Below are 23044 nucleotides of genomic sequence, written 5' to 3' on the forward strand. Positions count from 1 at the left end.
TTAAACCTTTTCGACTTCAGGTCGGCCAAGAATGCCGGACGGCATGAAGATCAGCACGATGGCGAGGATCGAAAACGCAGCAACGTCCTTGTAGTCGATCGAGAAATACGCTGACCACAATGCCTCGATGAGACCGATGAGCAAACCACCGACCACAGCTCCGGGGAGCGATCCGATGCCGCCCAGAACAGCCGCCGTGAATGCCTTGACGCCAGGGATAAATCCGTCAGCAAAGGAAATCACGCCATAGAAGGAAAGGTAGAGCGTACCGGCAACTGCCGCGAGCATCGCACCCATCACGAAGGTGAGCGAGATGACGCGATCGACATTGATGCCGAGAAGCGCCGCCATCTTGCGATCCTGCTCACAGGCACGCTGCGCGCGCCCCAGCGAGGTACGATTGACGATATACCAGAAGATCGTCAGCAGCACGGCAGTCACCACGATGACGACGATCTGCTTCAGCGAAATCGTCACATTGGTTCCCAGGATATTGTAGGAACCGTTCAGCAGTTGAGGCACCGGCTTGTTACGCGGGCCCTGCGTCACCTGGACGAAGTTGGACAAGGCAATCGACATGCCGATAGCCGTGATCAACGGTGCGAGGCGGAACGAACCACGCAGCGGCCTGTAGGCCACGCGCTCCATCGTCCAGCTCCACAAACCCGTCAGCAACATGGCGACGATCATCATCAGAAGAAGCATCAGCGCGATTGGCAATGCCCCAATGAAGGTTGTGATCATGAGAAAAACAATCAGCGCCATGAAGGCGCCGAGCATGAAGACATCGCCATGAGCAAAGTTGATCATGCCGATAATGCCATAGACCATCGTGTAGCCGATGGCGATCAGGCCATAGATCGAGCCGAGCGCGAGCCCGTTGATCACCTGCTGGAAGAAATATTCCATCGAGAAGCCACCCATTTTACCGCCCGGGACTTTTTTGGCGCATCTTTATTTCGTGCGCTTCATTTTATTCCCGGCTGTTTACACCTAACGGCTGTATAGAGGAATGCAACCCCCTTTTGTCTCAGACAAAAGACTAAGGGTATTATCCTTCTACAAACTAGTTACGTCCCCTACTAAACGTCCTGTATATGTTTTTTTCTCCTACCCAGGACGTCTTATTCCACACTTTCTACACGACCCGAAAGCCAAAAAATTGGGAGGCGGCGCTAAAAACGTCGACCGTACCCACTTTAGGGTCTTTGGAGAATTAGGTTTCGGGCGTGGCGTGAGCCGGATTTTGTTCCTGAACAGAAGAACAGACCGCCGTGGAGTAAATCTCCACAAGGGCTGTTCGACGCATTCAGGGAGAAAATCCGCCACGTCCCGAAGGGATATGATGAAAACAGCCCAGCTTTGCGTCGTAAAACCTTGATGGAGAACCACTCCACCTTCGGTTTTGCTCCTAAACCTGTGCAATTTTCATCCATACCACGCTCCAAAACTAATTCTCCAAAGACCCTATGCGACCGTAAACCCGTGTGCAAAGGGATCGCGGCCGTCGATGAAGATCGTATTATATCCCGTCATGCGTGCCCAGCCCGCAATTGAAGGGATAATTGCCGGCAATGTGCGGTCCGTGCCCACCACTTCTGTCGCGCGTTCCACACGACCATGGAAAAGCGACCCGATAATGGATTCATGTACAAACTCGTCGCCGGGCTTCAGCTTGCCCTTGGCGGCCAGTTGCGCCATGCGCGCAGACGTACCAGTTCCACACGGTGAACGGTCGATCGCCTTGTCGCCATAAAAGACGGCGTTGCGGGCATGCGCTTCCGGGTGTTTCGGCTTGCCGGTCCACAAAATATGGCTCAGACGGTTGATATCGGGCAGTAACGGATGCTGGAACTTGTACTTCTCATTCAACCGCTCACGCAGGATCGGGCTCCAGCCAATCAACTGCAGCGCGGAATAATCTTCCATGTCCGTGTAATTTTCTTGCGGCTCGACAATCGCGTAGAAATTGCCACCATAGGCCACATCGACCTTGATGGTACCAAGGTCCGGGCATTCGACTTCAAGCCCTTCGGCATAAAGGAAAGCCGGAACGTTGGTAAGACGAACGCGCTCGACATACTGGCCGTTCTGCTCGTACTCGATGGCCACCAGACCGGCAGGCGTATCGAGATTGAGCTTGCCCGGCGTCTTCGGCGTCACCAGTCCATGCTCAATCGCCATCGTCACGGTTCCGATGGTGCCGTGGCCGCACATCGGCAGGCAACCGGACGTCTCGATGAAAAGCACAGCGACATCGCAATCCGGTCGGGTCGGCGGATAGAGAATGGAGCCCGACATCATGTCATGGCCGCGCGGCTCGAACATGAGACCGGTGCGGATCCAGTCATATTCGCGCAGAAAATGCGCGCGCTTTTCCATCATGGTCGAACCTTCCAGGTTCGGCCCGCCGCCAGCCACCAGACGCACGGGATTGCCGCATGTATGTCCGTCGACGCAGAAGAAGGAATGTCTTGCCATGATGGTCAGTTCCGAAAACGTTGTGGCTTGAAAGGTTCAATATCGATTGCAGGTGCGACACCCGTGATGAGATCGCGGATAAGCCGCCCGGTTGCAGCCGATTGCGTGAGGCCGAGATGGCCGTGGCCGAAGCCGTAATAGATATTCCCGCCTGCCGAAGCACGCCCGATGACCGGCACGGAATCGGGCATGGACGGCCGATACCCCATCCATTGCCGCCCGCCCTCGGTGCGAAGGCCCGGCAGAAACATGGAAGCCTTCTTTAACATGGCTTCAGATCGTGCAAAATTGGGCGGCAGGTCGAGGCCGCCGAATTCCACAGCGCCACCCACTCGCAGCCCGGTTTCCATCGGTGTGACCACAAAGCCATGGCCGGGGAATGTCAACTGCCGCTTCACGTCGAAACTTCCAACAGGCAGTGTTGTATTGTAACCGCGTTCCGTATCGAGCGGCACGGCGTCGCCGAAGCCTTTGGCAAGATCGCGAGACCACGCGCCCGCCATCAGGACAAGATGCGCCGCCTTGATTTCGGTTCCATCCTCGAGGCGAATGCTCGCCCCGCCATTACCTGGTCTTGCACTCGTGACTTTCGCCTGAAGAAAGTGCGCGCCCTTGCTTTCGGCATAGGCCCAGATTGCCTTGCCGAACAGCTTGGGATCGCTGACATTCTTCCAGCCGGGAACGAACGTTCCAGCAATGAAACGCGGGCTCAGGCCCGGCTGTAATTCAGCGAGCCGATCGCCACGCACGTGTTCATAGGCAATTCCAGCCCTCTCGCGGACGTCCCAGCCCGGCTGCGAGGCGGCAAGCTCCGCTTCACTTTCATAGAGTTCCAGATTGCCGTTCTCACGCAACCTGTCGCGCAAACCCGCGCGATCGATGAGCGCCATCATCTCGCTGCCTGCAAGACGCATAATATCGGCCTGTGCAACTGCAGTTTTCGCCAGCGCATCTGCACTGCTCGCACGCCAGAAGCGATAGAGCCACGGCACCATCTTTGGAAAATAAGAGGGGCGGATCGTAAATGGACCAAGGGGATCCACCAGCCAGCCCGGCACCTTGCGCATCACGCCTTTGGAGGCAAGCGGAAGAATATCGGAAAATGCGAGCGCCGCCGCATTGCCTGAGCTGGTTTCCTCGCAAATGCCACTTCTGTCTATGACCAGAACCTGGCGTCCTGCCTCGGCAAGCAAGGCGGCTGCGGCGACACCGACAATACCGCCACCGATAATGAGAACATCCTGCTGACCCTGCGGATCAGATTTCATCTTTTGCGGCTCCCCACCGGATTCAATTTTACCCACAGTCCGGAATGGTCAAAACCCGGACAGCGTCTATGGTCCGAGCAATCGGCACTCAACATAATTTCAATGCCGGTCACCCCGATTCTGTCTATCGATTTTTTGGAATGACACTGTGCTGAAAGTTCGTCACCGCTTGAAAAAGCCACACAAGCAGATTTAGAGATCAACCAGTTTACATCACACCGTATTGATATATCAGAGATATATCTGTAAGATTGAACTATGTCAATCGTCGTAACCACAAGGCATGGACAGGCATGGAAGAGACGAACGTTCGAGAGAGGTTGGCACGGAGCCAGACAAGCGTGCCGCTGGCGACCATGGACGGCTGGGGCAGCGAAAGTCTGGCCGAGCAGGCTTATCGTATTCTGGAACGTTCCATCGTCACGCTGGAACTGGAACCTGGCACTGTCGTCAACGAGCGTACACTCATCGAGCTGACCGGCATGGGTCGCACGCCGATGCGCGAAGCCATTCAACGGCTTGCATGGGAAGGCCTCGTGGAAGTGCGCCCGCGTTCGGGCATCGCCATAGCGCCTATTGACCCAAAGGATTTCATCAAGGTGCTGGATGCCCGCGAAGGTGTCGAGCGCGTTCTGGCACGCGATGCGGCACGCTTCGGCAGCCCGCGTGATTATGAACGGCTCGAAGCTGCCGCTGCAGCCATGCGGCAGGCCATTCCCACCGAGAACGTGGCGTTGTTTCTCGACGCCGACAAGGCATTCGACATTGTTCTGGGTGCTGCGGCAAGCAATCCCTATGCCGCCCGTATCGCAGCACCCTTGCAAACCCACAGCCGCCGCTTCTGGTTTCGCCTTCGCCCATCGACCGGAATATCCGGCTCGGCCAATGCGCATGCGACACTGATCGAGGCGATCATTTCCCGCCAACCAGAGCGGGCCAGTGATACGGCCAGCGAGCTGATGGCCTATCTGCGCACTCTTGCGCCGTAAACTTGGGGCACCAAGCTTGAAAGCATAATTCGACCGGCGTGAAATGAGGATCGATAAGATTATGCTCGAATTAGAAGAAGCTAGAGCGCTGATCTGATCCAATCAGATCGAAACGCGCTCTAACGGGCGCGCAATGACCGGCGCGTCCGTTCGTTGGTTCTGATACCCGCCGCCGCAAACGGGCCGGTATCGAAAACCAGTCCATCATCGGTGTTGACGCCATATACGGCCAGTGCATAGGCATGGCGAGTTCCACGCTCCATATCCTTCGCCTGCACCGAAACGATGGAAAGAATGGCGCAGAAGCCAATGGCCGCCTGAGACGAAAAATGCATCTTCAACGCTCCTCGTCAGGATTTTCCAAGGTCAATAACATTGCCAGTGGACTGCTTGGCTGCGACCGAAAGATGGCACGATATGTCTGATTTCGGGACACTGGCTCACGAAAATGCGATCGCTAAAACAAAAGCCGAAGCGTGCGCTTCGGCTTTATCTGGATCGCGAGGAATGATGGCCGCTCAGTGCGTTTTATTCATCGATGCTGACATTTTGCGGAGCACATTGAGCGCAATGTTCAACTCCTCATCGCTCACGCCTTCCAGCAGGTCCTCGCGAACGTCACCGGCGAGTTTCACCACCTGTTCGGCCAGAATCTTGCCTTCAGCGGTCATCACCACCCGCTTGGCACGGCGATCGCCCAGAACAGTCTGTCGTTCGATAAACGATTGGCGCTCCAGACCATCGAGCAGGCGCACCATGGTCGCATTCTCGATTTCCAGCGCTTCTGCCAGTTCCTTCTGGTAGAGGCCTTCCTGTTCGATCAAGGCAAGCAAGGTGCGCGCCCGGGCCAATGTCAGTCCACGCTCTTTCACACGCGCGTCGAAAACGGTGCGAAGCCTGCGATTAACCTTCGCCATGGCATCAATCATTTCAGCTTTAAGATCTGCCGTATCCATGCCAACCGCCTTATATATTAGTAAACTAATGATTACAGATTGGGATAAATCGCTGGCGAACTATTTTCAAGCAAACTTCCTGAACTCACGCAAGCGTGATGGGATTCGGCACCCATATGACTGCATGACGAACAAATTCACTGCAAAGCCGGTGATCTAGTGGAGTTTTCGAATTTGACGTTTGAAACAGCATATGTGTCAGCCGGGATTCAAACGTCAAATTCAATCCACTAGAGCATTTCCTGTTTTGATTGAATCATTGGGAATACTCTATCTTTTTGTTTTTACGAGCATCTTGTTCCGAAAACCGTTTCACACTTTTCGGGATGCGCTCTAAAAAGAAAAAGCGGGCCAAAGCCCGCTTTTCCGAAAAAAATCAAACTGCCCCGATCAGGCAGGCATGATAGTTCCCTGCAGCGTCATCAACTGATGCAGGAAGATTTCCGCCTTGGTGCGATGTTCGTTGGACGAAGCGTCGTCCAGGGCCTCGCGGGCATGATCAATGCGGCGCTGAATGTCTGCCGGGTCGATATCGTCCACATGGGTTGCCGATTCGGCCAGAACGGTGCAGCCCTGCGGGGTGATATCGGCGAAACCGCCGAAGACCACGTAGGAGTCGGACTTGCCATCGGCAAGCTTCACCGAAACGACACCCGGCATGATCGTCGTCATCAGCGGCGAATGACCGGCGAGAGCCGTCAGATAGCCTTCGCTACCCGGAATGACCACTTCCGTCACCTGCGCAGAAAGCAGGAGTCGTTCAGGCGACACGAGTTCGAATTGGAAAGCTTGAGCCATGGTTCTCACTTGAATTCAAAAGCATGATCTCGAAAGGTGGAAACCGGTTTTCGAAAAACCATGCTTAAACAAAATGATTGGCTTTCACGGCGGGCCTTGCGGCCCACCGGGAAACTCAATTCATCAAGCCGCTTCAGCAGCCAGCTTCTTCGCCTTTTCGATCGCTTCTTCAATCGATCCGACCATGTAGAAGGCCGGTTCCGGAAGATGATCGTAATCGCCAGCGCAAAGGCCCTTGAAGCCCTTGATGGTGTCGGCGAGATCGACGAGCTTGCCGGGCGAACCGGTAAACACTTCAGCCACGAAAAACGGCTGCGACAGGAAGCGTTCGATCTTACGAGCGCGCGCAACGGTCAACTTGTCGTCTTCCGACAGTTCGTCCATGCCGAGGATGGCGATGATGTCCTGAAGCGACTTGTAGCGCTGAAGGATCGACTGAACCTGACGGGCGACAGCGTAGTGTTCTTCACCAACGATCATCGGATCGAGCATACGCGACGTGGATTCCAGGGGATCCACAGCCGGGTAAATACCCTTTTCAGCGATCGAACGGTTCAGCGTGGTGGTCGCGTCCAAGTGAGCGAACGACGTTGCCGGTGCAGGATCGGTCAAATCGTCGGCAGGAACGTAAATTGCCTGAACCGAGGTAATCGAACCCTTGGTCGTCGTGGTGATGCGTTCCTGCATCGCACCCATGTCGGTTGCCAGCGTCGGCTGATAACCCACAGCGGAAGGAATACGGCCGAGAAGAGCCGAAAGTTCCGAACCAGCCTGCGTGAAGCGGAAGATGTTGTCCACGAAGAACAGAACGTCCTGGCCCTTGTCGCGGAAGTTTTCAGCAACCGTCAGGCCCGACAGAGCAACGCGAGCGCGCGCACCCGGAGGCTCATTCATCTGACCGTAAACGAGTGCGGCCTTGGAGCCTTCACCGCCACCCAGCTTGTTAACGCCCGATTCGATCATTTCGTGGTAAAGGTCGTTACCTTCACGGGTACGTTCACCAACGCCTGCGAATACCGAGTAACCGCCGTGCGCCTTGGCGACGTTGTTGATCAGTTCCATGATGAGAACGGTCTTGCCGACGCCTGCGCCGCCGAACAGACCAATCTTACCACCCTTGGCGTAAGGAGCGAGAAGGTCGACGACCTTGATGCCCGTTACAAGGATTTCAGCTTCGGTCGACTGTTCGATATACTCAGGAGCTTCCTGGTGGATCGCGCGACGGGCAGTGGTCTTGATCGGACCAGCTTCGTCAACCGGCTCGCCGATAACGTTCATGATGCGACCGAGCGTTTCTTCGCCAACCGGAACCATGATCGGGTTGCCCGTGTCGCGCACTTCATGACCGCGAACCAGACCTTCGGTCGAGTCCATGGCGATGGTGCGAACGGTGTTTTCGCCCAGATGCTGCGCAACTTCGAGAACCAGACGGTTGCCCAGATTGTCGGTTTCCAGAGCGTTGAGGATCAGCGGGAGCTGACCGTCTTCGAACTGTACGTCGACAACAGCGCCGATAACCTGAGTGATACGGCCAACTGCGCCCGTCGCTGCAGCCTTGGGGGCTGCTGGAGACTTGGCGGCAGCCGCCTTAGCTGGTGTAGCCTTGGCTGGAGCCTTCTTGGCCGCTGCTGGCTTCGCTTCGGCCGCGGCGGTAGTTTTCGGGGTCGCTGCTTTTGCCATCGATCCTTACCTTCCGTTAGCATGGTCCCGAAAAGTTGCAGACTTCTCGGATAAGATCATGCGGTAAACCCTAGAGCGCTTCCGCGCCCGAAATGATTTCGATCAGTTCCTTGGTGATCTGAGCCTGACGCTGACGGTTATACGTGATCGACAACTTGTTGATCATGTCACCGGCATTGCGCGTCGCATTGTCCATCGCGCTCATCTTCGCGCCCATTTCGCCCGCCACATTTTCCAGCAGTGCGCGGAAAATCTGGACCGAAATATTGCGCGGGATCAGCGTGCTCAGGATCGCCGCAGGATCAGGTTCGTACTCATAAATCGCATCGCCTGCAGTATCCGCCTGCGCAACATCGCCAGCCGAAGCCGGAATGAGCTGCTGCGCGGTCGGAATCTGTGCAATCACCGACTTGAATTCGGAATAGAACAGGGTGCAGACATCAAATGCGCCTTGTTCGAACAACTCGATCACCTTGTGGCCGATCTGGTCGGCATGCACAAAAGCGAGCTGCTTGACTTCGCGCAAATTGACATGGTCGATGATCAGCGAGGCAAATTCGCGACGCAGGATATCTGCGCCCTTCTTGCCGACCGTGATGATCTTGACCGTCTTGCCTTCAGCGAGGAGCTTGCGGGTATGATCGCGCGCCAGGCGCGCAATCTGCGAGTTGAAACCGCCGCAAAGACCACGTTCCGCGGTGCAGACGACGAGCAGATGCACGTCGTCCTTGCCCGTACCGGCCATCAAGGCCGGCGCGTCTTCGCCGCTGACATTCTGCGCGATATTCGCGAGAACGGCACCCATACGCTGCGAGTAAGGCCGTGCGGCCTCCGCAGCTTCCTGGGCACGGCGCAGCTTCGCCGCGGCGACCATCTGCATCGCCTTGGTGATTTTCTGCGTCGCCTTGACCGAGGCGATACGGTTTCTCAGATCCTTTAATGAAGGCATCCGTTCATCCCGTCACAAAATTCAAGCGAAAGACTTGGCGAACGCGTCGACCGCTGCCTTGAGCTTTGCTTTGATGTTGTCGGTGAGTGCCTTTTCGTCGCGGATCGCATCCAGCACATCCTTGTGCTCGGTGCGCAGCGAAGAAAGAAGACCTGCTTCGAACTTGCCAACCTGGTTGACGGCGATCTTGTCGAGATAGCCATTCACGCCAGCGTAAATCACGGCAACCTGTTCTTCCGTCTTCAACGGCGAGAACTGCGGCTGCTTGAGAAGTTCGGTCAGACGTGCGCCACGGTTCAGCAAACGCTGGGTCGAGGCATCGAGATCCGAACCGAACTGTGCGAAGGCGGCCATTTCACGATACTGGGCGAGCTCGCCCTTGATCGAACCGGCAACCTGCTTCATGGCCTTGATCTGGGCCGAAGAACCGACGCGTGAAACCGACAGACCGACGTTAACAGCCGGACGGATACCCTGATAGAACAGGTTGGTTTCGAGGAAGATCTGGCCGTCGGTGATCGAGATCACGTTGGTCGGAATGAAGGCCGAAACGTCGTTGCCCTGCGTTTCGATGACCGGCAGAGCCGTCAGCGAGCCAGCGCCGTTTTCGTCATTGAGCTTTGCAGCGCGTTCGAGAAGACGGGAGTGCAGATAGAAAACGTCGCCCGGATAAGCTTCACGGCCCGGAGGACGACGAAGCAGAAGGGACATCTGACGGTAAGCAACAGCCTGCTTCGACAGATCGTCATAACCGATGAGAGCGTGCTGACCGTTGTCACGGAAGTATTCGCCCATTGCGCAACCTGCGAACGGAGCGAGGTACTGCATCGGAGCCGGATCGGAAGCGGTAGCAGCGATAACGATCGAATATTCAAGAGCGCCGCGTTCTTCGAGAACCTTGACGAACTGAGCAACAGTCGAACGCTTCTGGCCGATAGCAACGTAAACGCAATAAAGCTTTTCGCTGTCCGGGCCGTTGTCGTGGATCGGCTTCTGGTTCAGGAAGGTGTCGAGAATGATGGCGGTCTTGCCGGTCTGACGGTCGCCGATGACCAGCTCGCGCTGACCGCGGCCAACCGGGATCAGAGCGTCAACAGCCTTGAGGCCGGTCGACATTGGCTCATGAACCGACTTACGCGGAATGATGCCCGGTGCCTTGACGTCGACGCGGCGACGCTCGGTAGCAACGATTGGGCCCTTGCCGTCAATCGGGTTGCCGAGGGCATCGACAACGCGGCCGAGCAGGCCTGGACCGACTGGAACGTCAACGATCGCACCGGTACGCTTGACGACGTCGCCTTCCTTGATGTCACGGTCGGCACCGAAGATAACGACACCGACATTGTCGCTTTCAAGGTTCAGCGCCATGCCGCGAATACCACCAGGGAATTCGACCATTTCACCAGCCTGAACATTGTCCAGACCATAGACGCGAGCAATGCCGTCACCGACGGACAGAACCTGACCGACCTCGGAGACCTCAGCCTCCTTGCCGAAGTTCTTGATTTGCTCTTTCAGGATAGCGGAAATTTCCGCGGCGCGGATGTCCATCAGCCGACCTCTTTCAGTGCAAGCTTAAGAGAAGAAAGTTTGGTGCGAAGGGACGTGTCGATCTGACGCGAACCCATCTTGACGATAAGACCGCCGAGGATCGACGGATCGACGGTGACGTTGATCGTCACGTCCTTGCCGGCCACGCCCTTCAGCGTTGCCTTCAATTCGTTCTGCTGCGCGGCACTCAATTCGTGCGCGGAGAGAACATCGGCGGAAATCTCACCACGATGTTCAGCAGCAATCTTGCGGAAAGCGGCGATGATGCCCGGCAGCGCAAAGAGGCGGCGGTTCCGCGCGACAACGCGCAGGAAATTTCCGACCAGACCCTTGATGCCCGCCTTGTCGGCAATGGCGCCGACAGCGTGAAGCTGGTCTTCCGACGAAAATACCGGACTGGAGATCAGCCGCTGGAGGTCTTCGCTTCCGCTCAGAAGCGCCTCGAAACGGTCGAGATCTTTTTCCACAGCCGCAACGGATTTCGCGTCGAGCGCAAGCTCGAAAAGCGATCCGGCGTAGCGCTGTGCGACACCTGAAATGAGCGAAGACGTTTCAGCCACGAACAACCTGCTCTCTACGTTGAAACCATCCTTTTGGGGCCCAATCTTGTTCAGGACGCCAAGCCGATGATTTTATTGAATGTTTTCGGAAAACCACTGACGCGCGAGCACATCAACACCGAAATGTGATTGCCGTCTAGCATAGACGAACAGGACTCGCAACACGCGAATCCGGCACTTTTGTGTAAGATTTGCCGCCTTTCGCAGTCAAAAAAGTCGCATCTGCCCCGGCGAGGCGACCTGCTGTTACACAACCTGCACGCCTGACGTGCAAAAGGGCACTCGTTCCGGTCAGGAAATGAAGCCGAAAGCATAGAGCAGCGGACCTGCTGCCAGCACGAATTCAACCAGTGCGGCGAGACTGCCATAGAAGCGTCCGCCGGCCGGTCCGCCCTTGCGCCCGCCGGCGTCTGACATCATCGAAATGAAGCGTCCGAACAGTGCAAATCCCCATACGGAGCCCAGCACGACCCAGAGAAAGGGCTGAGCGAAAACGAGGCACCCAAGTCCCACACCGAGATAAGGTCCGGCCAGCGTCGCGCGGATGGAACCGTAACCTTCGGGACGGCCGTTGATCGGCTGGAGCCGCAGCAGCTTCATCGTTATGCCGGGCGCAAAAAGCATGACAAGACCGGCAAGCGCCGTTATGGCGGCAGAGCCCCAGGCAAGCCATTCTCCGGTCGTGGCAGGAAGATAGAATTCCATCGCAATTACCCTTTCGGCACCCTCATCGTTTCTTGTCGTATAAGCATTCCCCCCAACAGTGGAACCCGGTTTGGGAGACATGCAGAGAGATCGTCAGGCGGAGAGCTAATCAGACAGAACGCTCCCCGCGATCGAACTGAACTGGAATTCTGTAGCGGAATTTCCGTCGATCTTCCACGCCTTTGCATGTCAGAGGAAACTTTGCGGATCGATATCCACCTGAACGCGGATCGATCCACGTTCCTTCGGGCCACCAGCAAGCAAGGCGCGGATAAATCCTTGAATATCGGCGCGTTTGGTTCCATGCACCAGAATGCGGAAACGATGCCTCCCCCGCACGAGCGCCAGGGGGGCCTCGGCAGGGCCGAGCACGGAAATCTCGGACGACGAAGGTGCTGCCCGGCGCAACGCACGCGCATGATTTTCAGCATCGGGCCGGTTATCAGCGGAGATAATTAATGCCGCAAGTCGACCGAATGGCGGCAGTACGCTGCGCTCGCGCTCCTCGATTTCGCGAGCATAGAATGCTTCGGTATCACCACTGACGATGGCGCGCATGACCGGGTGATCCGGCTGATAGGTCTGGATGAGGCCGAGGCTCTTGCGCCCTGTTCGACCGGCGCGCCCCGTCACCTGATTGAGTAGCTGGAACGTGCGCTCAGCCGCGCGCGGGTCGCCATTGGCAAGGCCCAGATCGGCATCCACCACGCCCACCAGCGTCATGTTGGGAAAGTTGTGCCCCTTGGCGACGAGCTGTGTGCCGATAACGATATCCGCCTCGCCTTTTGCGATAGCGTCGAGTTCCAGTCGCAACCGCTTCACGCCCCCCGCCATATCAGACGAAAGCACTATGATTCGGGCTTCGCTGAAAGTTGCCGCCACTTCTTCCGCGATGCGCTCGACACCGGGACCGCAGGCAACCAGATGATCCAGCGTGCCGCATTCGGGGCAGGCTTCCGGCGTCGGCTCGTGATAGCCACACTGGTGACACATGAGCTGCCCGCGAAAACGATGCTCGACCAGCCAGCTCGAACATTGCGGACACTGGAAGCGATGGCCGCAGACCCGGCACAATGTCAGCGGCGCATAACCGCGACGGTTGAGAAACAGCAGCGCCTGTTCGCCACGTCCGACAGTCTTGCCGACGGCCTCGGTCAGGGCAGGTGACAAAAACCGGCCCGGCGGCGGCGGTGACCGCCGCATGTCGATGGTCTTCAGATCGGGAAGTGCCGCTTCCGCATAGCGACCATAGAGCTTGATTCGCTTGTAGCGTCCCTGCTCCGCATTGACCTGGCTTTCGATGGAGGGGGTGGCTGATGCCAGCACCACCGGAAAACCGCTGATATGACCACGCACCACGGCCATGTCGCGGGCATTGTAAAAAACCCGATCTTCCTGTTTGTAAGCCGGATCATGTTCTTCATCGACGACGATCAGCCCCAGTTCCTTGAAGGGCAGAAAGAGAGCCGACCGCGCGCCCGCTACGACTCGCACCGTGCCTTCCGCAATCTGTCGCCAGACGCGTTCACGGGTGCGGGGGGCAAGGTCGGAATGCCACTCGGCGGGCTTTGCGCCGAACCGGTCATGGAACCTGTCGAGAAACTGCTGCGTCAAGGCAATTTCCGGCAGGAGAATCAGCACCTGCTTGCCTTGCTCTATCGCCTTGGCAACCGCTTCGAAATAAACCTCGGTCTTGCCCGATCCCGTCACACCATCGAGCAGCGAAACCGAAAAACAGCCAGCCTCGACAGAATCAGAGAGCATTTCCGCTGCCGCCTGCTGATCTTCCGAAAGCGTGGCCCGCGCATAGTCGATATCGGGCTTTGCCACCACGGCTGGCGGCGGCAGCATGACTTCTTCGAAAATGCCTTGCATCTTCAGCCCGTCCACAACCGTCATCGAGACGCCAGCCGCATGGGCCAGGCCGGACCGCGTCCATGAAAGCCCGTCGCGGGCAAGCTCCATCACGCGCGCACGCGCTTCAGTCATGCGCTCCGGTTCGCCGCCGGAATAGCGAAGTCCCGGCACCGCCGGTTCGGGATCGAATGCGGCCGGCGCGCGCAAAACCATGCGCGCCACCATACCGGGCGGAGAGAGTGTGTAGTCGGCTGCCCAGCGCATGAAGCGCAGCATGTCGCCACCCACCGGCGGGCAGTCGAAAACCTCCGAAATCTCGCGCAATTTTCTGGCATCGACGGCATCGGTTTCACCCTCGCAGACGATCCCCGCCACTTCCCGCGGTCCAAGCGGCACGCGCACGATCGATCCGGGCTGGACGTTCATCCCTTCCGGAACCATATAAGAATAAGGCCGCTCCGCGGGCATGGGCACGAGCACGGGAACGACCCGTGGTGCGAGCTCCGGAAACAGACCAGAAATGGCGTTTGCAATATCGTGCGAATCTTTCGACATGATTGCGTGACCTTGGCGCGGCTTTGCGCTAAAGAAAAGCCACCTTCCGGGACTTAAATGGATTTAGCTCCCAAAAACCACCCGCGCTCATTATGGAGGAACGCTGTTATGAAATTTTTCGTGGACACTGCGGACGTCAAGGAAATCCGTGAGCTCAACGACCTCGGACTGGTCGATGGCGTGACCACCAACCCGTCCCTCATCCTGAAGTCGGGTCGTGACATTATCGAAGTCACCAAAGAAATCTGCAACATCGTCAAGGGCCCGGTTTCTGCTGAAGTGGCTGCCACTGAATATGAGCAGATGATGAAGGAAGCAGCCGTCATCTCCAAGATCGCTGACAATATCTGCATCAAGCTGCCTGTCACCCTTGACGGACTTAAAGCCTGTAAGGCTCTGTCCTCCGAAGGTCACAAGGTCAACATGACGCTCTGCTTTTCGGCCAATCAGGCGCTTCTCGCAGCCAAGGCTGGCGCGACCTTCATTTCACCGTTCATTGGCCGTCTCGACGATACCGGCATCAACGGCATGGAACTGATTGCCGAGATCCGTACGATTTACGACAATTACGACTACCGCACGGAAATTCTGGCCGCTTCGGTTCGCACCGTCAATCACGTCAAGGAAGCTGCCCTGATCGGCGCTGATGTCGTGACCGCGCCTCCGGCAACGCTGAAGGCGCTTGTCAAGCATCCGCTGACCGACAAGGGCCTCGAAACCTTCCTCGCCGATTGGGCCAAGACCGGCCAGAAGATCGCCTGATCAGCGACCTTGCCAGACAGATGAAAAAAGCGGGCTCAGGCCCGCTTTTTTATTGCAGTACGCTTTCCCCGCCCTGCTTACTCACACGGATCGGCCTTGCGCCGCATTGCTCGGCAATCGCGTTGGCAAGAGCGGCAGAATGGGTCACCACGCATATCTGGCTGCGTTCGGATGCCTGTGTGATCATACGGGCAAGTGACGGGATCATATCAGGATGCAAACTTGCTTCGGGTTCGTTCAGCGCGATCAGCGGCGGCAGGCGATAGGACAGAAGCGCGACTGCCAGCGCCAGCAGGCGAATTTGCCCGTCGGACAATTCTCCCGGACGGAATATTCGCGACGGAAAAGCCGGGAAATTCAAACCGAAGGTTGCCGTTTCGTCCGGATAGGGAATGACCAGCTTCGCACCATCCAGCGCATCGGCAACCAGACGATCCAGATCGACAGTATCCTGCCGGATATGGGCAAGCGTGGCAAAGACTGAAGCAAGATTGCTGCCATCCTCGTCCAGCATGGCAGCGGTTGCGGCAATGGACGGCTGGCGCACGGGCGCATCCCGATCGCTTCGAAAGCCGTGATAAAAGCGCCAGCCGCGCAATTGCGCGGACAAGTCACCGATCTCCGGATAATGGCCGGATTGCCCCAGCACCGCCAGCCCGCTTTCCGATGTCAGAAGCCGTGCCGGATGCTCCATGCGCCGACCCTCCCCGTCCCGCGCGAAGACCGCAGGCCCACGCCGCTCCATCAGATCGACAGGACGCCGCCCCGTATCGAGATTGAGCTGCTCTTCCTTGATCTGCGGCTCGAAGGGAAAGGCGCCGGAGACCGGTGGCGGCAGACCTGCTTCGACACGATAGGAAAGACGCGAGGCCAGTCGCTCGTCTTCAAAATCCGCTTCCAGAATGATGCGTGCCGATTCGTGCTTGCGGCGATTGCCGCTCCACATGGCCGATTGCATCCCTCCTTCCCGTACGATTTCGGTAGAGAGATTACCCTCTGCCGCCGCCTTTACCAGTTGCAGCGCCCGATAGAGATTGGATTTTCCAGCACCATTCTCGCCGACAAAAACTGTCACCTGTCCGAGATCGAAACGAACAGAGCGCAGCGAGCGATAGCCTTTGGCGGTAAACGAAACGAGACGCATGATCCCTCTGGTAGAAAAGCAAAAGGCGGCACGAACCCGCACCGCCTTTTAGAGTGATTGGCATCAGGCCAAAATCAGAGCTTCGACATTTTCATCGCCAGAGCGAGGAATATCTGTTCGGCCAGTTCTTCCGCCGCACGCTTGCGTGCATCGCGTTCGGCACGCAGGTTTGCGAATTCCTGACGCGGGCGGTCGAAGGATGCGCCGACCGTACGAGTGCCCACTGCAAGCGGCTTGCCGTCCTTGTCGCGCAGCACAAAATTCGACGTTGCCTTGACAATACCGGACGATGGACGCCCCGTACGATCAGTCTGGTCACCGATATCCACGCTCACCGCCGCGAGGGTGTAGTTGCTCAGACCGAGACCGAGGCGATAGGTCGGATTGGCCGGTTCACCGGCACCACCACCAAGCAGGAAGATCAGGCGATTGCGAACCTGCTGACCGAAGACATCGCCAGTCGGATCAATCGCCACTGAAGCAAGCTTGGTGCGCATGTCCGGCGTCACGCTGCCGCCGATGGTTCCGCCGGCGCCAGCGCCGGAGGAGTAAAGCGGCTGCACGGTGCATCCAGCCATCAGAACCGTAGCCCCAAGTGCGAAAAACGCAACGCGGAAGGCTTTGATTGCGGAGAAAAAGCGGTCAGGCAACGACATTGACGATCCTTTGCGGCACCACAATAACCTTCTTCGGCGAGCCCCCGTTGAGCGCAGCCTTGACGAAGTCAAGTTCGAGCACCGCCTGCTGGATGCTAGCTTGATCAGCGTCGCGGGCGATTGTCAAATCCCCACGCTTCTTGCCGTTGATCTGCACCGGCATAACGATCTCGTTTTCCACCACCAATGCCGGATCGAATTCCGGCCAGGCAGTACGGGCAACCAGCGTTTGGCGACCGGCAATCTTGCCGCCAAGCGCCGCCAGGCACTGTTCGGCCAGATGTGGCATCATCGGTGCCAGCATCGCTATGAGCTTTTCGGTGACGTCACGGACGGCACTCTTCAACTCGTCATCCGCATTGCCCGAAGCCACCTGCTGCAGGGAAGCAGCAGCCGTGTTGACCAGCTCGTAAAGACGGGCGACGCCACGGTTGAAGGCCAGCTTCTCGATATCGTCGCCGACAGCCTTGACCGCCTTGTGCGCAGCCTTGGAAACGACAAGGGCTTCGCCCTGCGTCCCGGTCTTCGGCGCAACGTCCTTCAACTGTTCGGCGGCTTCCGCCACCAGACGCCAGACGCGCTGCACAAAACGATGGGCACCTTCGGCACCGGCTTCCGTCCAGATCACGTCACGCTCGGGCGGCGAATCAGACAGCATGAACCAGCGCGCCGTATCGGCCCCGTAGGAAGCGATGATATCGTCCGGATCGACAACGTTCTTCTTCGACTTCGACATCTTCTCGATGGAACCGATTTCCACCGGCTCGCCCGTCGAGAGCAGCGTCGCGCTGCGCTTGCCATCGGTCTCCTCGATGCGAATGTCGGCAGGCGCTACCCACTGGCCATTGGCTTTGTAGGTCTCGTGCACAACCATGCCCTGTGTAAACAGGCCCTTGAATGGCTCGTCGATGCCGACGTGACCGGCGACCTTCATTGCGCGGGTGAAGAAGCGCGAATAGAGCAGATGCAAAATCGCGTGTTCAATACCACCGATATACTGATCGACCGGCAGCCAGTGATCGGCAACCTTGCGATCAGTCGGCTCGTTTTCCCACGGTGCCGTAAAGCGGGCATAGTACCAGGACGAATCGACGAACGTGTCCATCGTGTCGGTTTCACGACGGGCATCGCCACCGCATTTCGGGCACTTCACGTGACGCCAGGTCGCGTGACGGTCGAGCGGATTGCCCGGACGGTCGAACTCGACATCATCCGGCAGCTTGACCGGCAGATCGGCGCGCGGCACCGGATTGACGCCACAGCTTTCGCAATGGATCATCGGGATCGGGCAACCCCAATAGCGCTGGCGCGAAATGCCCCAGTCGCGTAGACGGAACTGCACCTTGCGGCTTGCCTGTGGGCTGTTGCCGAGGCTGGTCTGTTCCAGACGGTTTGCCACTTCGTTGAAGGCTGCTTCCGGCGTCATACCGTCGAGGAAGCGCGAATTGATCATCAGGCCATCGTCAGTATAAGCCGTTTCGCCGATGCTGAAGCTTGCCGCGTCCTCACCCTTCGGCAGAACGACAGGCGTAACCTTCAATTTGTACTTGTTGGCGAAGTCCAGGTCGCGCTGATCATGCGCCGGGCAGCCGAACACCGCACCGGTGCCATATTCCATCAGGACGAAATTGGCGACATAGACCGGCAGTTCCCAGCTCTCGTCGAACGGATGCTTGACCTTGACACCCGTTTCGAAGCCCTTCTTTTCAGCCGTTTCGAGCGCCGCCAGCGACGTGCCGTGTTGATGGCATTCCTCGATGAAGCCGGAAAGCGAAGCATTGTCTTCAGCCAGCTTCTTCGCCAGCGGATGATCGGCGGAGATCGCCACGAAAGCCGCGCCGAACAGCGTGTCGGGGCGGGTCGTATAAACTTCGATTTCCGAGAAACCGGCAGGCGCGGTCTTGCCGTCCAGCGCGAAGCGGACCTGCAAGCCTTCCGACTTGCCGATCCAGTTGCGCTGCATCAAACGAACCTTTTCCGGCCACTGGTCGAGCGTATCGAGACCGGCCAGCAATTCCTCGCTGAAATCGGTGATCTTGAAGAACCATTGCGTCAGTTCGCGCTGTTCGACCAGAGCGCCCGAACGCCAGCCGCGACCATCCACCACCTGCTCATTGGCAAGCACGGTGTTGTCGACCGGATCCCAGTTGACCTTGGAGGTCTTGCGCGTCACCAGACCCTTTTCGAAAAGATCGATGAACAACATCTGCTGGCGATGATAATATTCCACGTCGCAGGTCGCGAATTCACGCGCCCAGTCGAGCGAAAGCCCCATCGATTTGAGCTGGCTGCGCATCGTGGCGATGTTCTGGTAGGTCCATTCCTTCGGATGAACCTTGTTCTGCATCGCCGCATTTTCAGCAGGCATGCCGAACGCGTCCCAACCCATCGGGTGAAGCACGTTGAAACCCTTGGCGCGCTTGTAACGGGCGACAACGTCACCCATCGCATAGTTGCGCACATGGCCCATATGGATGCGCCCCGATGGATAGGGGAACATCTCGAGCACATAATATTTCTCGCGGCTGTCGCTATTGTCGGTTTCGAAGGTCCGGTCTTCTTCCCAGACTTTCTGCCAATGAGCTTCCGCCACGCGCGGATTATAACGTTCGGCTGCCATGACCGTATTTACTCGTACGAAGGTGATGCAATAAGGAGAGTCGATATTTAATGGCGACCTTCACCACGTATTGGCGAAAGCGTCAACCTTTTGCGGATGAAAAGCCTGAAAGCGAGTGTTTCATGTCAGATATCGTAGCGAAGCTGAACACGGTCAAGGCCGCAATAGCCAAAGCCGAAAAGGAAGCACAGCGCGACAAAAGCTCCGTTACGCTTGTCGCCGTATCGAAAACCTTCGACGCAGAAGAAATCCGCCCAGCGCTTGATGCGGGCCAGCGGGTCTTCGGCGAGAACCGCGTGCAGGAAGCACAAGCCAAATGGCCAGGACTGCGCGAGGATTATTCCGGCATCGAACTGCATCTGATCGGCCCGCTGCAGTCCAACAAGGCGGCCGATGCCGTCGCCCTGTTCGATGTCATCGAAACGGTCGACCGCGAAAAGATCGCCGCTGCCCTTGCAGCCGAAATCAGGAAGCAGAACAAGGCCCCGAAGCTCTACGTGCAGGTAAATACCGGACTTGAAGAACAGAAGGCTGGCATTGCGCCGAAGGAGGCGGTTGCCTTTGTCGAGCGCTGCCGCAAGGAACATGGCCTCGCCATCGAGGGATTGATGTGCATCCCGCCTGCGGTTGAAAATCCGGGGCCACATTTCGCGCTTCTGGAAAAGCTCGCCCGTGAAGCTGGCGTGGAAAAACTCTCCATGGGCATGTCGGGCGATTACGAGACCGCCATCGGCTTCGGCGCGACATCGGTGCGTGTCGGTTCGGCCATCTTCGGCGGGCGGAGCTATACCAACCCCGCCTGATTCCGTTGTCCAGCAGCTATATTAGTGCAGGACGATCTCGCCCTGCACATTCCTCCAGTCCGAGGGGCCAAGCAGCCGGAAATGCGTGTAGCTGACCGAATGCAACGGCCCGTCAATCTCCCGATTCCAGAATTCGATAAAGTGATTGAGCACCGGAAAATCGGGCGCCAGATCATAATCCTGCCAGACGAAAAGCTGCAGCAGATGCGGGTGATCGGGCAAGTGGTAGAAAACTTTCGCCGTCGTCAGACCATAACCGGCGAGTTGGAGTTCGAAGGCTGACTTTGCGTTCAAAGCGGACGTCGTCATGGCGATTTCCCCTTTTTGTGAAGAGCCATATTGTCAGGCTCCTGAATAGGAGATAATCACTCTAAATGGTTTTTAAACTGTAAAAACAATATATTAGCATCAGCCAGCAGCGAGTGCTGCCAGTTGCCATTTCTGACGATGCGTCATTGTGGATCATAGACGCGCCGATTGTCTAATTTACCTTGCCCGCAATGGAAGGTAGACAAGGCACCCGATGGTCTCGCCTTTCACGGCAAGCCGTCTCATCCGGCGGGAGGTGCCGGTCAGTTTTTGGGTGCATTTATACGAGCGGGATATCGTCCGGCTCGCGGAATGCTGAAGGAGGAAATCATGTCGGAAAAGCTTTACCCGGTCCTTGCCGAGGCAAAGAGAAACACGCTCATCGACAACGCAACCTATCTCGACTGGTATGAGGAGAGCGTGAGCGACCCGGACGGCTTCTGGGCAAAGCACGGACGGCGTATCGACTGGTTCAAGCCCTTCACCAAGGTCAAGAACACCGATTTCAACGGCGACGTGTCCATCAAGTGGTATGAGGACGGCGTTACCAACATTTCCTATAACTGCATCGACCGCCACCTGAAGAGCCGTGGCGATCAGGTCGCCATCATCTGGGAAGGCGACAATCCCTATATCGACAAGAAGATCACCTATCGCGAGTTGCACGAAAACGTCTGCCGTCTGGCGAATGTGCTGAAGAAGCACGGCGTGAAGAAGGGCGACCGCGTCACGATCTACCTGCCGATGATCCCAGAAGCGGCCTATGCGATGCTGGCCTGCGCGCGCATCGGCGCTGTGCATTCGGTCGTCTTCGCCGGCTTCTCGCCGGAGGCACTTGCCGGTCGTATCGTCGATTGCGACTCCACTTTCGTCATCACGGCCGATGAAGGCGTGCGCGGCGGCAAGCCGGTTCCGCTGAAGGAAAACACCGACACCGCCATCGACATCGCTGCCAAACAATATGTCATGGTCAACAAGGTTCTCACCGTGCGCCGCACCGGCGGCAAGGTGAGCTGGGGACCGGGCCGCGATCTCTGGTACCATCAGGAAGTCGCAAGCGTCGAACCGACCTGCGATCCGGAACCGATGAATGCGGAAGATCCGCTCTTCATCCTCTACACGTCCGGCTCGACCGGCAAGCCGAAGGGCGTTCTGCATACCACGGCTGGCTATCTCGTCTATGCATCAATGACGCATCAATATGTCTTCGACTATCATGACGGTGACATCTACTGGTGCACGGCGGATGTGGGCTGGGTGACGGGTCACTCCTATATCGTCTACGGCCCGCTCGCCAACGGCGCGACAACATTGATGTTCGAAGGCGTGCCCAACTTCCCCGATCAGGGACGTTTCTGGGAAGTCATCGACAAGCATCACGTCAATATCTTCTATACCGCACCGACGGCCATCCGTGCACTGATGGGTGCAGGTGATGAATTCGTCACCCGCTCGTCGCGCTCGACGCTGCGCCTGCTCGGTTCGGTTGGCGAGCCGATCAATCCGGAAGCCTGGGAATGGTATTACAACGTCGTCGGAGACCAGCGATCGCCGATTGTCGATACGTGGTGGCAGACGGAAACTGGCGGCATTCTCATCACCCCGCTACCCGGTGCAACAGACCTCAAGCCGGGTTCGGCAACGCGTCCGTTCTTCGGCATCAAGCCGGAACTGGTGGACAATGAAGGTGCCGTGGTTGAAGGTGCCGTGGACGGCAATCTCTGCATCATCGACTCATGGCCGGGCCAGATGCGCACGCTTTACGGCGATCATAGTCGCTTCATCGAAGCTTACTTCTCGACTTATAAGGGCAAGTATTTCACCGGTGACGGCTGCCGTCGCGACGAAGACGGCTATTACTGGATCACGGGTCGCGTTGACGACGTGCTCAATATTTCCGGCCATCGTCTCGGCACGGCGGAAATCGAATCGGCACTGGTCTCGCATCACTCGGTTTCGGAAGCTGCTGTCGTGGGCTATCCGCATCCGATCAAGGGACAGGGCATTTACTGCTATGTCACGCTGATGACGGGTGAAGCAGTTCAGGACGAAGATGCCCTGCGCAAGGAGCTGACCCAGCACGTGCGCAAGGAGATCGGCCCGATCGCCACGCCGGACAAGATCCAGTTCTCGCCGGGCCTGCCGAAAACCCGCTCGGGCAAGATCATGCGCCGCATCCTGCGCAAGATCGCCGAAGACGAGTTCGGCGCACTGGGCGACACCTCGACGCTGGCCGATCCCGGCGTCGTGGACGACCTGATCGAAAATCGCCAGAACAAGAAGTGACAAACAGAAAGGCCGGGAACTTCCCGGCCTTTCTGTTCTGGAGATGCCCCGCCCTCCTCATCCTGAGGAAGCGTCCTGAGCTTGCCGAAGGACGCTGTCTCGAAGGATCGTCCTT

20 protein-coding genes are annotated in these 23044 nt (G+C 57.5%); 4 read left to right on the top strand and 16 right to left on the bottom strand.

The features are described from left to right. From FIB18_RS17960 to FIB18_RS17970, 3 genes are all read right to left on the bottom strand, one after another. The gene (locus tag FIB18_RS17960; RefSeq protein WP_140022067.1) at window positions 1–909 is read right to left on the bottom strand and encodes a branched-chain amino acid ABC transporter permease; all 909 of its coding nucleotides are present in this window, start codon (window positions 907–909) and stop codon (window positions 1–3) included. A gap of 558 nt (window positions 910–1467) precedes the next feature. Further along, window positions 1468–2481, bottom strand: coding sequence for a 4-hydroxyproline epimerase (locus FIB18_RS17965; RefSeq protein ID WP_140022000.1), 1014 nt, complete (start codon window positions 2479–2481; stop codon window positions 1468–1470). A 5-nt stretch (window positions 2482–2486) separates the two neighbouring features. Further along, window positions 2487–3749: an NAD(P)/FAD-dependent oxidoreductase gene (locus FIB18_RS17970; protein ID WP_140022001.1), complete on the bottom strand. Its 1263-nt coding sequence runs from the start codon at window positions 3747–3749 to the stop codon at window positions 2487–2489. A gap of 293 nt (window positions 3750–4042) precedes the next feature. On the opposite strand from FIB18_RS17970, the gene FIB18_RS17975 reads away from it, so the two are divergent. Beyond that, window positions 4043–4738 carry a GntR family transcriptional regulator gene (locus FIB18_RS17975; protein ID WP_140022002.1) on the top strand — a complete coding sequence of 232 codons (696 nt, stop codon included), beginning with the start codon at window positions 4043–4045 and terminating at the stop codon, window positions 4736–4738. Window positions 4739–4857: 119 nt separating this feature from the next. Here the strand turns inward: FIB18_RS17975 and FIB18_RS17980 are convergent, their stop codons facing one another. The 9 genes from FIB18_RS17980 to FIB18_RS18020 form a co-directional block, all read right to left on the bottom strand. Next, window positions 4858–5073: a hypothetical protein gene (locus FIB18_RS17980; protein WP_140022003.1), complete on the bottom strand. Its 216-nt coding sequence runs from the start codon at window positions 5071–5073 to the stop codon at window positions 4858–4860. Between the two features lie 183 nt (window positions 5074–5256). Then, a complete protein-coding gene (locus tag FIB18_RS17985) occupies window positions 5257–5694 on the bottom strand; it encodes a MarR family winged helix-turn-helix transcriptional regulator (RefSeq protein ID WP_140022004.1) in 438 nt (145 codons plus the stop codon). A 390-nt stretch (window positions 5695–6084) separates the two neighbouring features. Continuing rightward, window positions 6085–6492 carry a F0F1 ATP synthase subunit epsilon gene (locus FIB18_RS17990; protein ID WP_105542731.1) on the bottom strand — a complete coding sequence of 136 codons (408 nt, stop codon included), beginning with the start codon at window positions 6490–6492 and terminating at the stop codon, window positions 6085–6087. Window positions 6493–6615: 123 nt separating this feature from the next. Continuing rightward, the gene (gene atpD, locus FIB18_RS17995; protein ID WP_140022005.1) at window positions 6616–8172 is read right to left on the bottom strand and encodes a F0F1 ATP synthase subunit beta; all 1557 of its coding nucleotides are present in this window, start codon (window positions 8170–8172) and stop codon (window positions 6616–6618) included. A gap of 70 nt (window positions 8173–8242) precedes the next feature. After that, window positions 8243–9121 (bottom strand): F0F1 ATP synthase subunit gamma, encoded by an 879-nt coding sequence (locus FIB18_RS18000; protein ID WP_105542733.1) that lies wholly within the window; start codon window positions 9119–9121, stop codon window positions 8243–8245. Window positions 9122–9142: 21 nt separating this feature from the next. Next, entirely contained in the window at window positions 9143–10672 is a 1530-nt protein-coding gene (atpA, locus tag FIB18_RS18005) for a F0F1 ATP synthase subunit alpha (RefSeq protein WP_140022006.1), read from the bottom strand. Beyond that, entirely contained in the window at window positions 10672–11232 is a 561-nt protein-coding gene (locus FIB18_RS18010; RefSeq protein ID WP_140022007.1) for a F0F1 ATP synthase subunit delta, read from the bottom strand. The genes atpA and FIB18_RS18010 overlap by 1 nt, the downstream gene beginning before the upstream one ends. A 291-nt stretch (window positions 11233–11523) precedes the next feature. After that, entirely contained in the window at window positions 11524–11937 is a 414-nt protein-coding gene (locus FIB18_RS18015; protein WP_140022008.1) for an AGROH133_08824 family phage infection protein, read from the bottom strand. Window positions 11938–12126: 189 nt separating this feature from the next. Beyond that, window positions 12127–14349 carry a primosomal protein N' gene (locus tag FIB18_RS18020; RefSeq protein WP_140022009.1) on the bottom strand — a complete coding sequence of 741 codons (2223 nt, stop codon included), beginning with the start codon at window positions 14347–14349 and terminating at the stop codon, window positions 12127–12129. Between the two features lie 108 nt (window positions 14350–14457). On the opposite strand from FIB18_RS18020, the gene fsa reads away from it, so the two are divergent. Beyond that, the gene (fsa, locus tag FIB18_RS18025) at window positions 14458–15111 is read left to right on the top strand and encodes a fructose-6-phosphate aldolase (RefSeq protein ID WP_140022010.1); all 654 of its coding nucleotides are present in this window, start codon (window positions 14458–14460) and stop codon (window positions 15109–15111) included. A gap of 49 nt (window positions 15112–15160) precedes the next feature. On the opposite strand, the gene FIB18_RS18030 is transcribed toward fsa, so the two are convergent. The 3 genes from FIB18_RS18030 to leuS all read right to left on the bottom strand — a co-directional run bounded on the left by FIB18_RS18030 (window position 15161) and on the right by leuS (window position 19531). Next, window positions 15161–16255: an AAA family ATPase gene (locus FIB18_RS18030; protein ID WP_140022011.1), complete on the bottom strand. Its 1095-nt coding sequence runs from the start codon at window positions 16253–16255 to the stop codon at window positions 15161–15163. Between the two features lie 74 nt (window positions 16256–16329). Further along, window positions 16330–16911 carry an LPS assembly lipoprotein LptE gene (gene lptE, locus FIB18_RS18035; RefSeq protein WP_140022012.1) on the bottom strand — a complete coding sequence of 194 codons (582 nt, stop codon included), beginning with the start codon at window positions 16909–16911 and terminating at the stop codon, window positions 16330–16332. Beyond that, window positions 16898–19531, bottom strand: coding sequence for a leucine--tRNA ligase (gene leuS / locus FIB18_RS18040; RefSeq protein ID WP_140022013.1), 2634 nt, complete (start codon window positions 19529–19531; stop codon window positions 16898–16900). Before leuS ends, lptE begins: the two co-directional genes overlap by 14 nt. A gap of 122 nt (window positions 19532–19653) precedes the next feature. Here leuS and FIB18_RS18045 point away from each other — a divergent pair, with 122 nt between their 5' ends. Further along, window positions 19654–20334 (top strand): YggS family pyridoxal phosphate-dependent enzyme, encoded by a 681-nt coding sequence (locus FIB18_RS18045; protein WP_140022014.1) that lies wholly within the window; start codon window positions 19654–19656, stop codon window positions 20332–20334. 21 nt (window positions 20335–20355) lie between these two features. Here the strand turns inward: FIB18_RS18045 and FIB18_RS18050 are convergent, their stop codons facing one another. Beyond that, window positions 20356–20643: an usg protein gene (locus FIB18_RS18050; protein ID WP_006471250.1), complete on the bottom strand. Its 288-nt coding sequence runs from the start codon at window positions 20641–20643 to the stop codon at window positions 20356–20358. Window positions 20644–20973: 330 nt separating this feature from the next. Here FIB18_RS18050 and acs point away from each other — a divergent pair, with 330 nt between their 5' ends. Continuing rightward, window positions 20974–22929, top strand: a complete 1956-nt coding sequence (gene acs, locus FIB18_RS18055; RefSeq protein ID WP_140022068.1) for an acetate--CoA ligase — start codon at window positions 20974–20976, stop codon at window positions 22927–22929. The last annotated feature ends 115 nt before the right edge of the window (window positions 22930–23044 follow it).

Source organism: Brucella pecoris (genome assembly GCF_006376675.1).
GTDB classification, from domain to species: domain Bacteria; phylum Pseudomonadota; class Alphaproteobacteria; order Rhizobiales; family Rhizobiaceae; genus Brucella; species Brucella pecoris.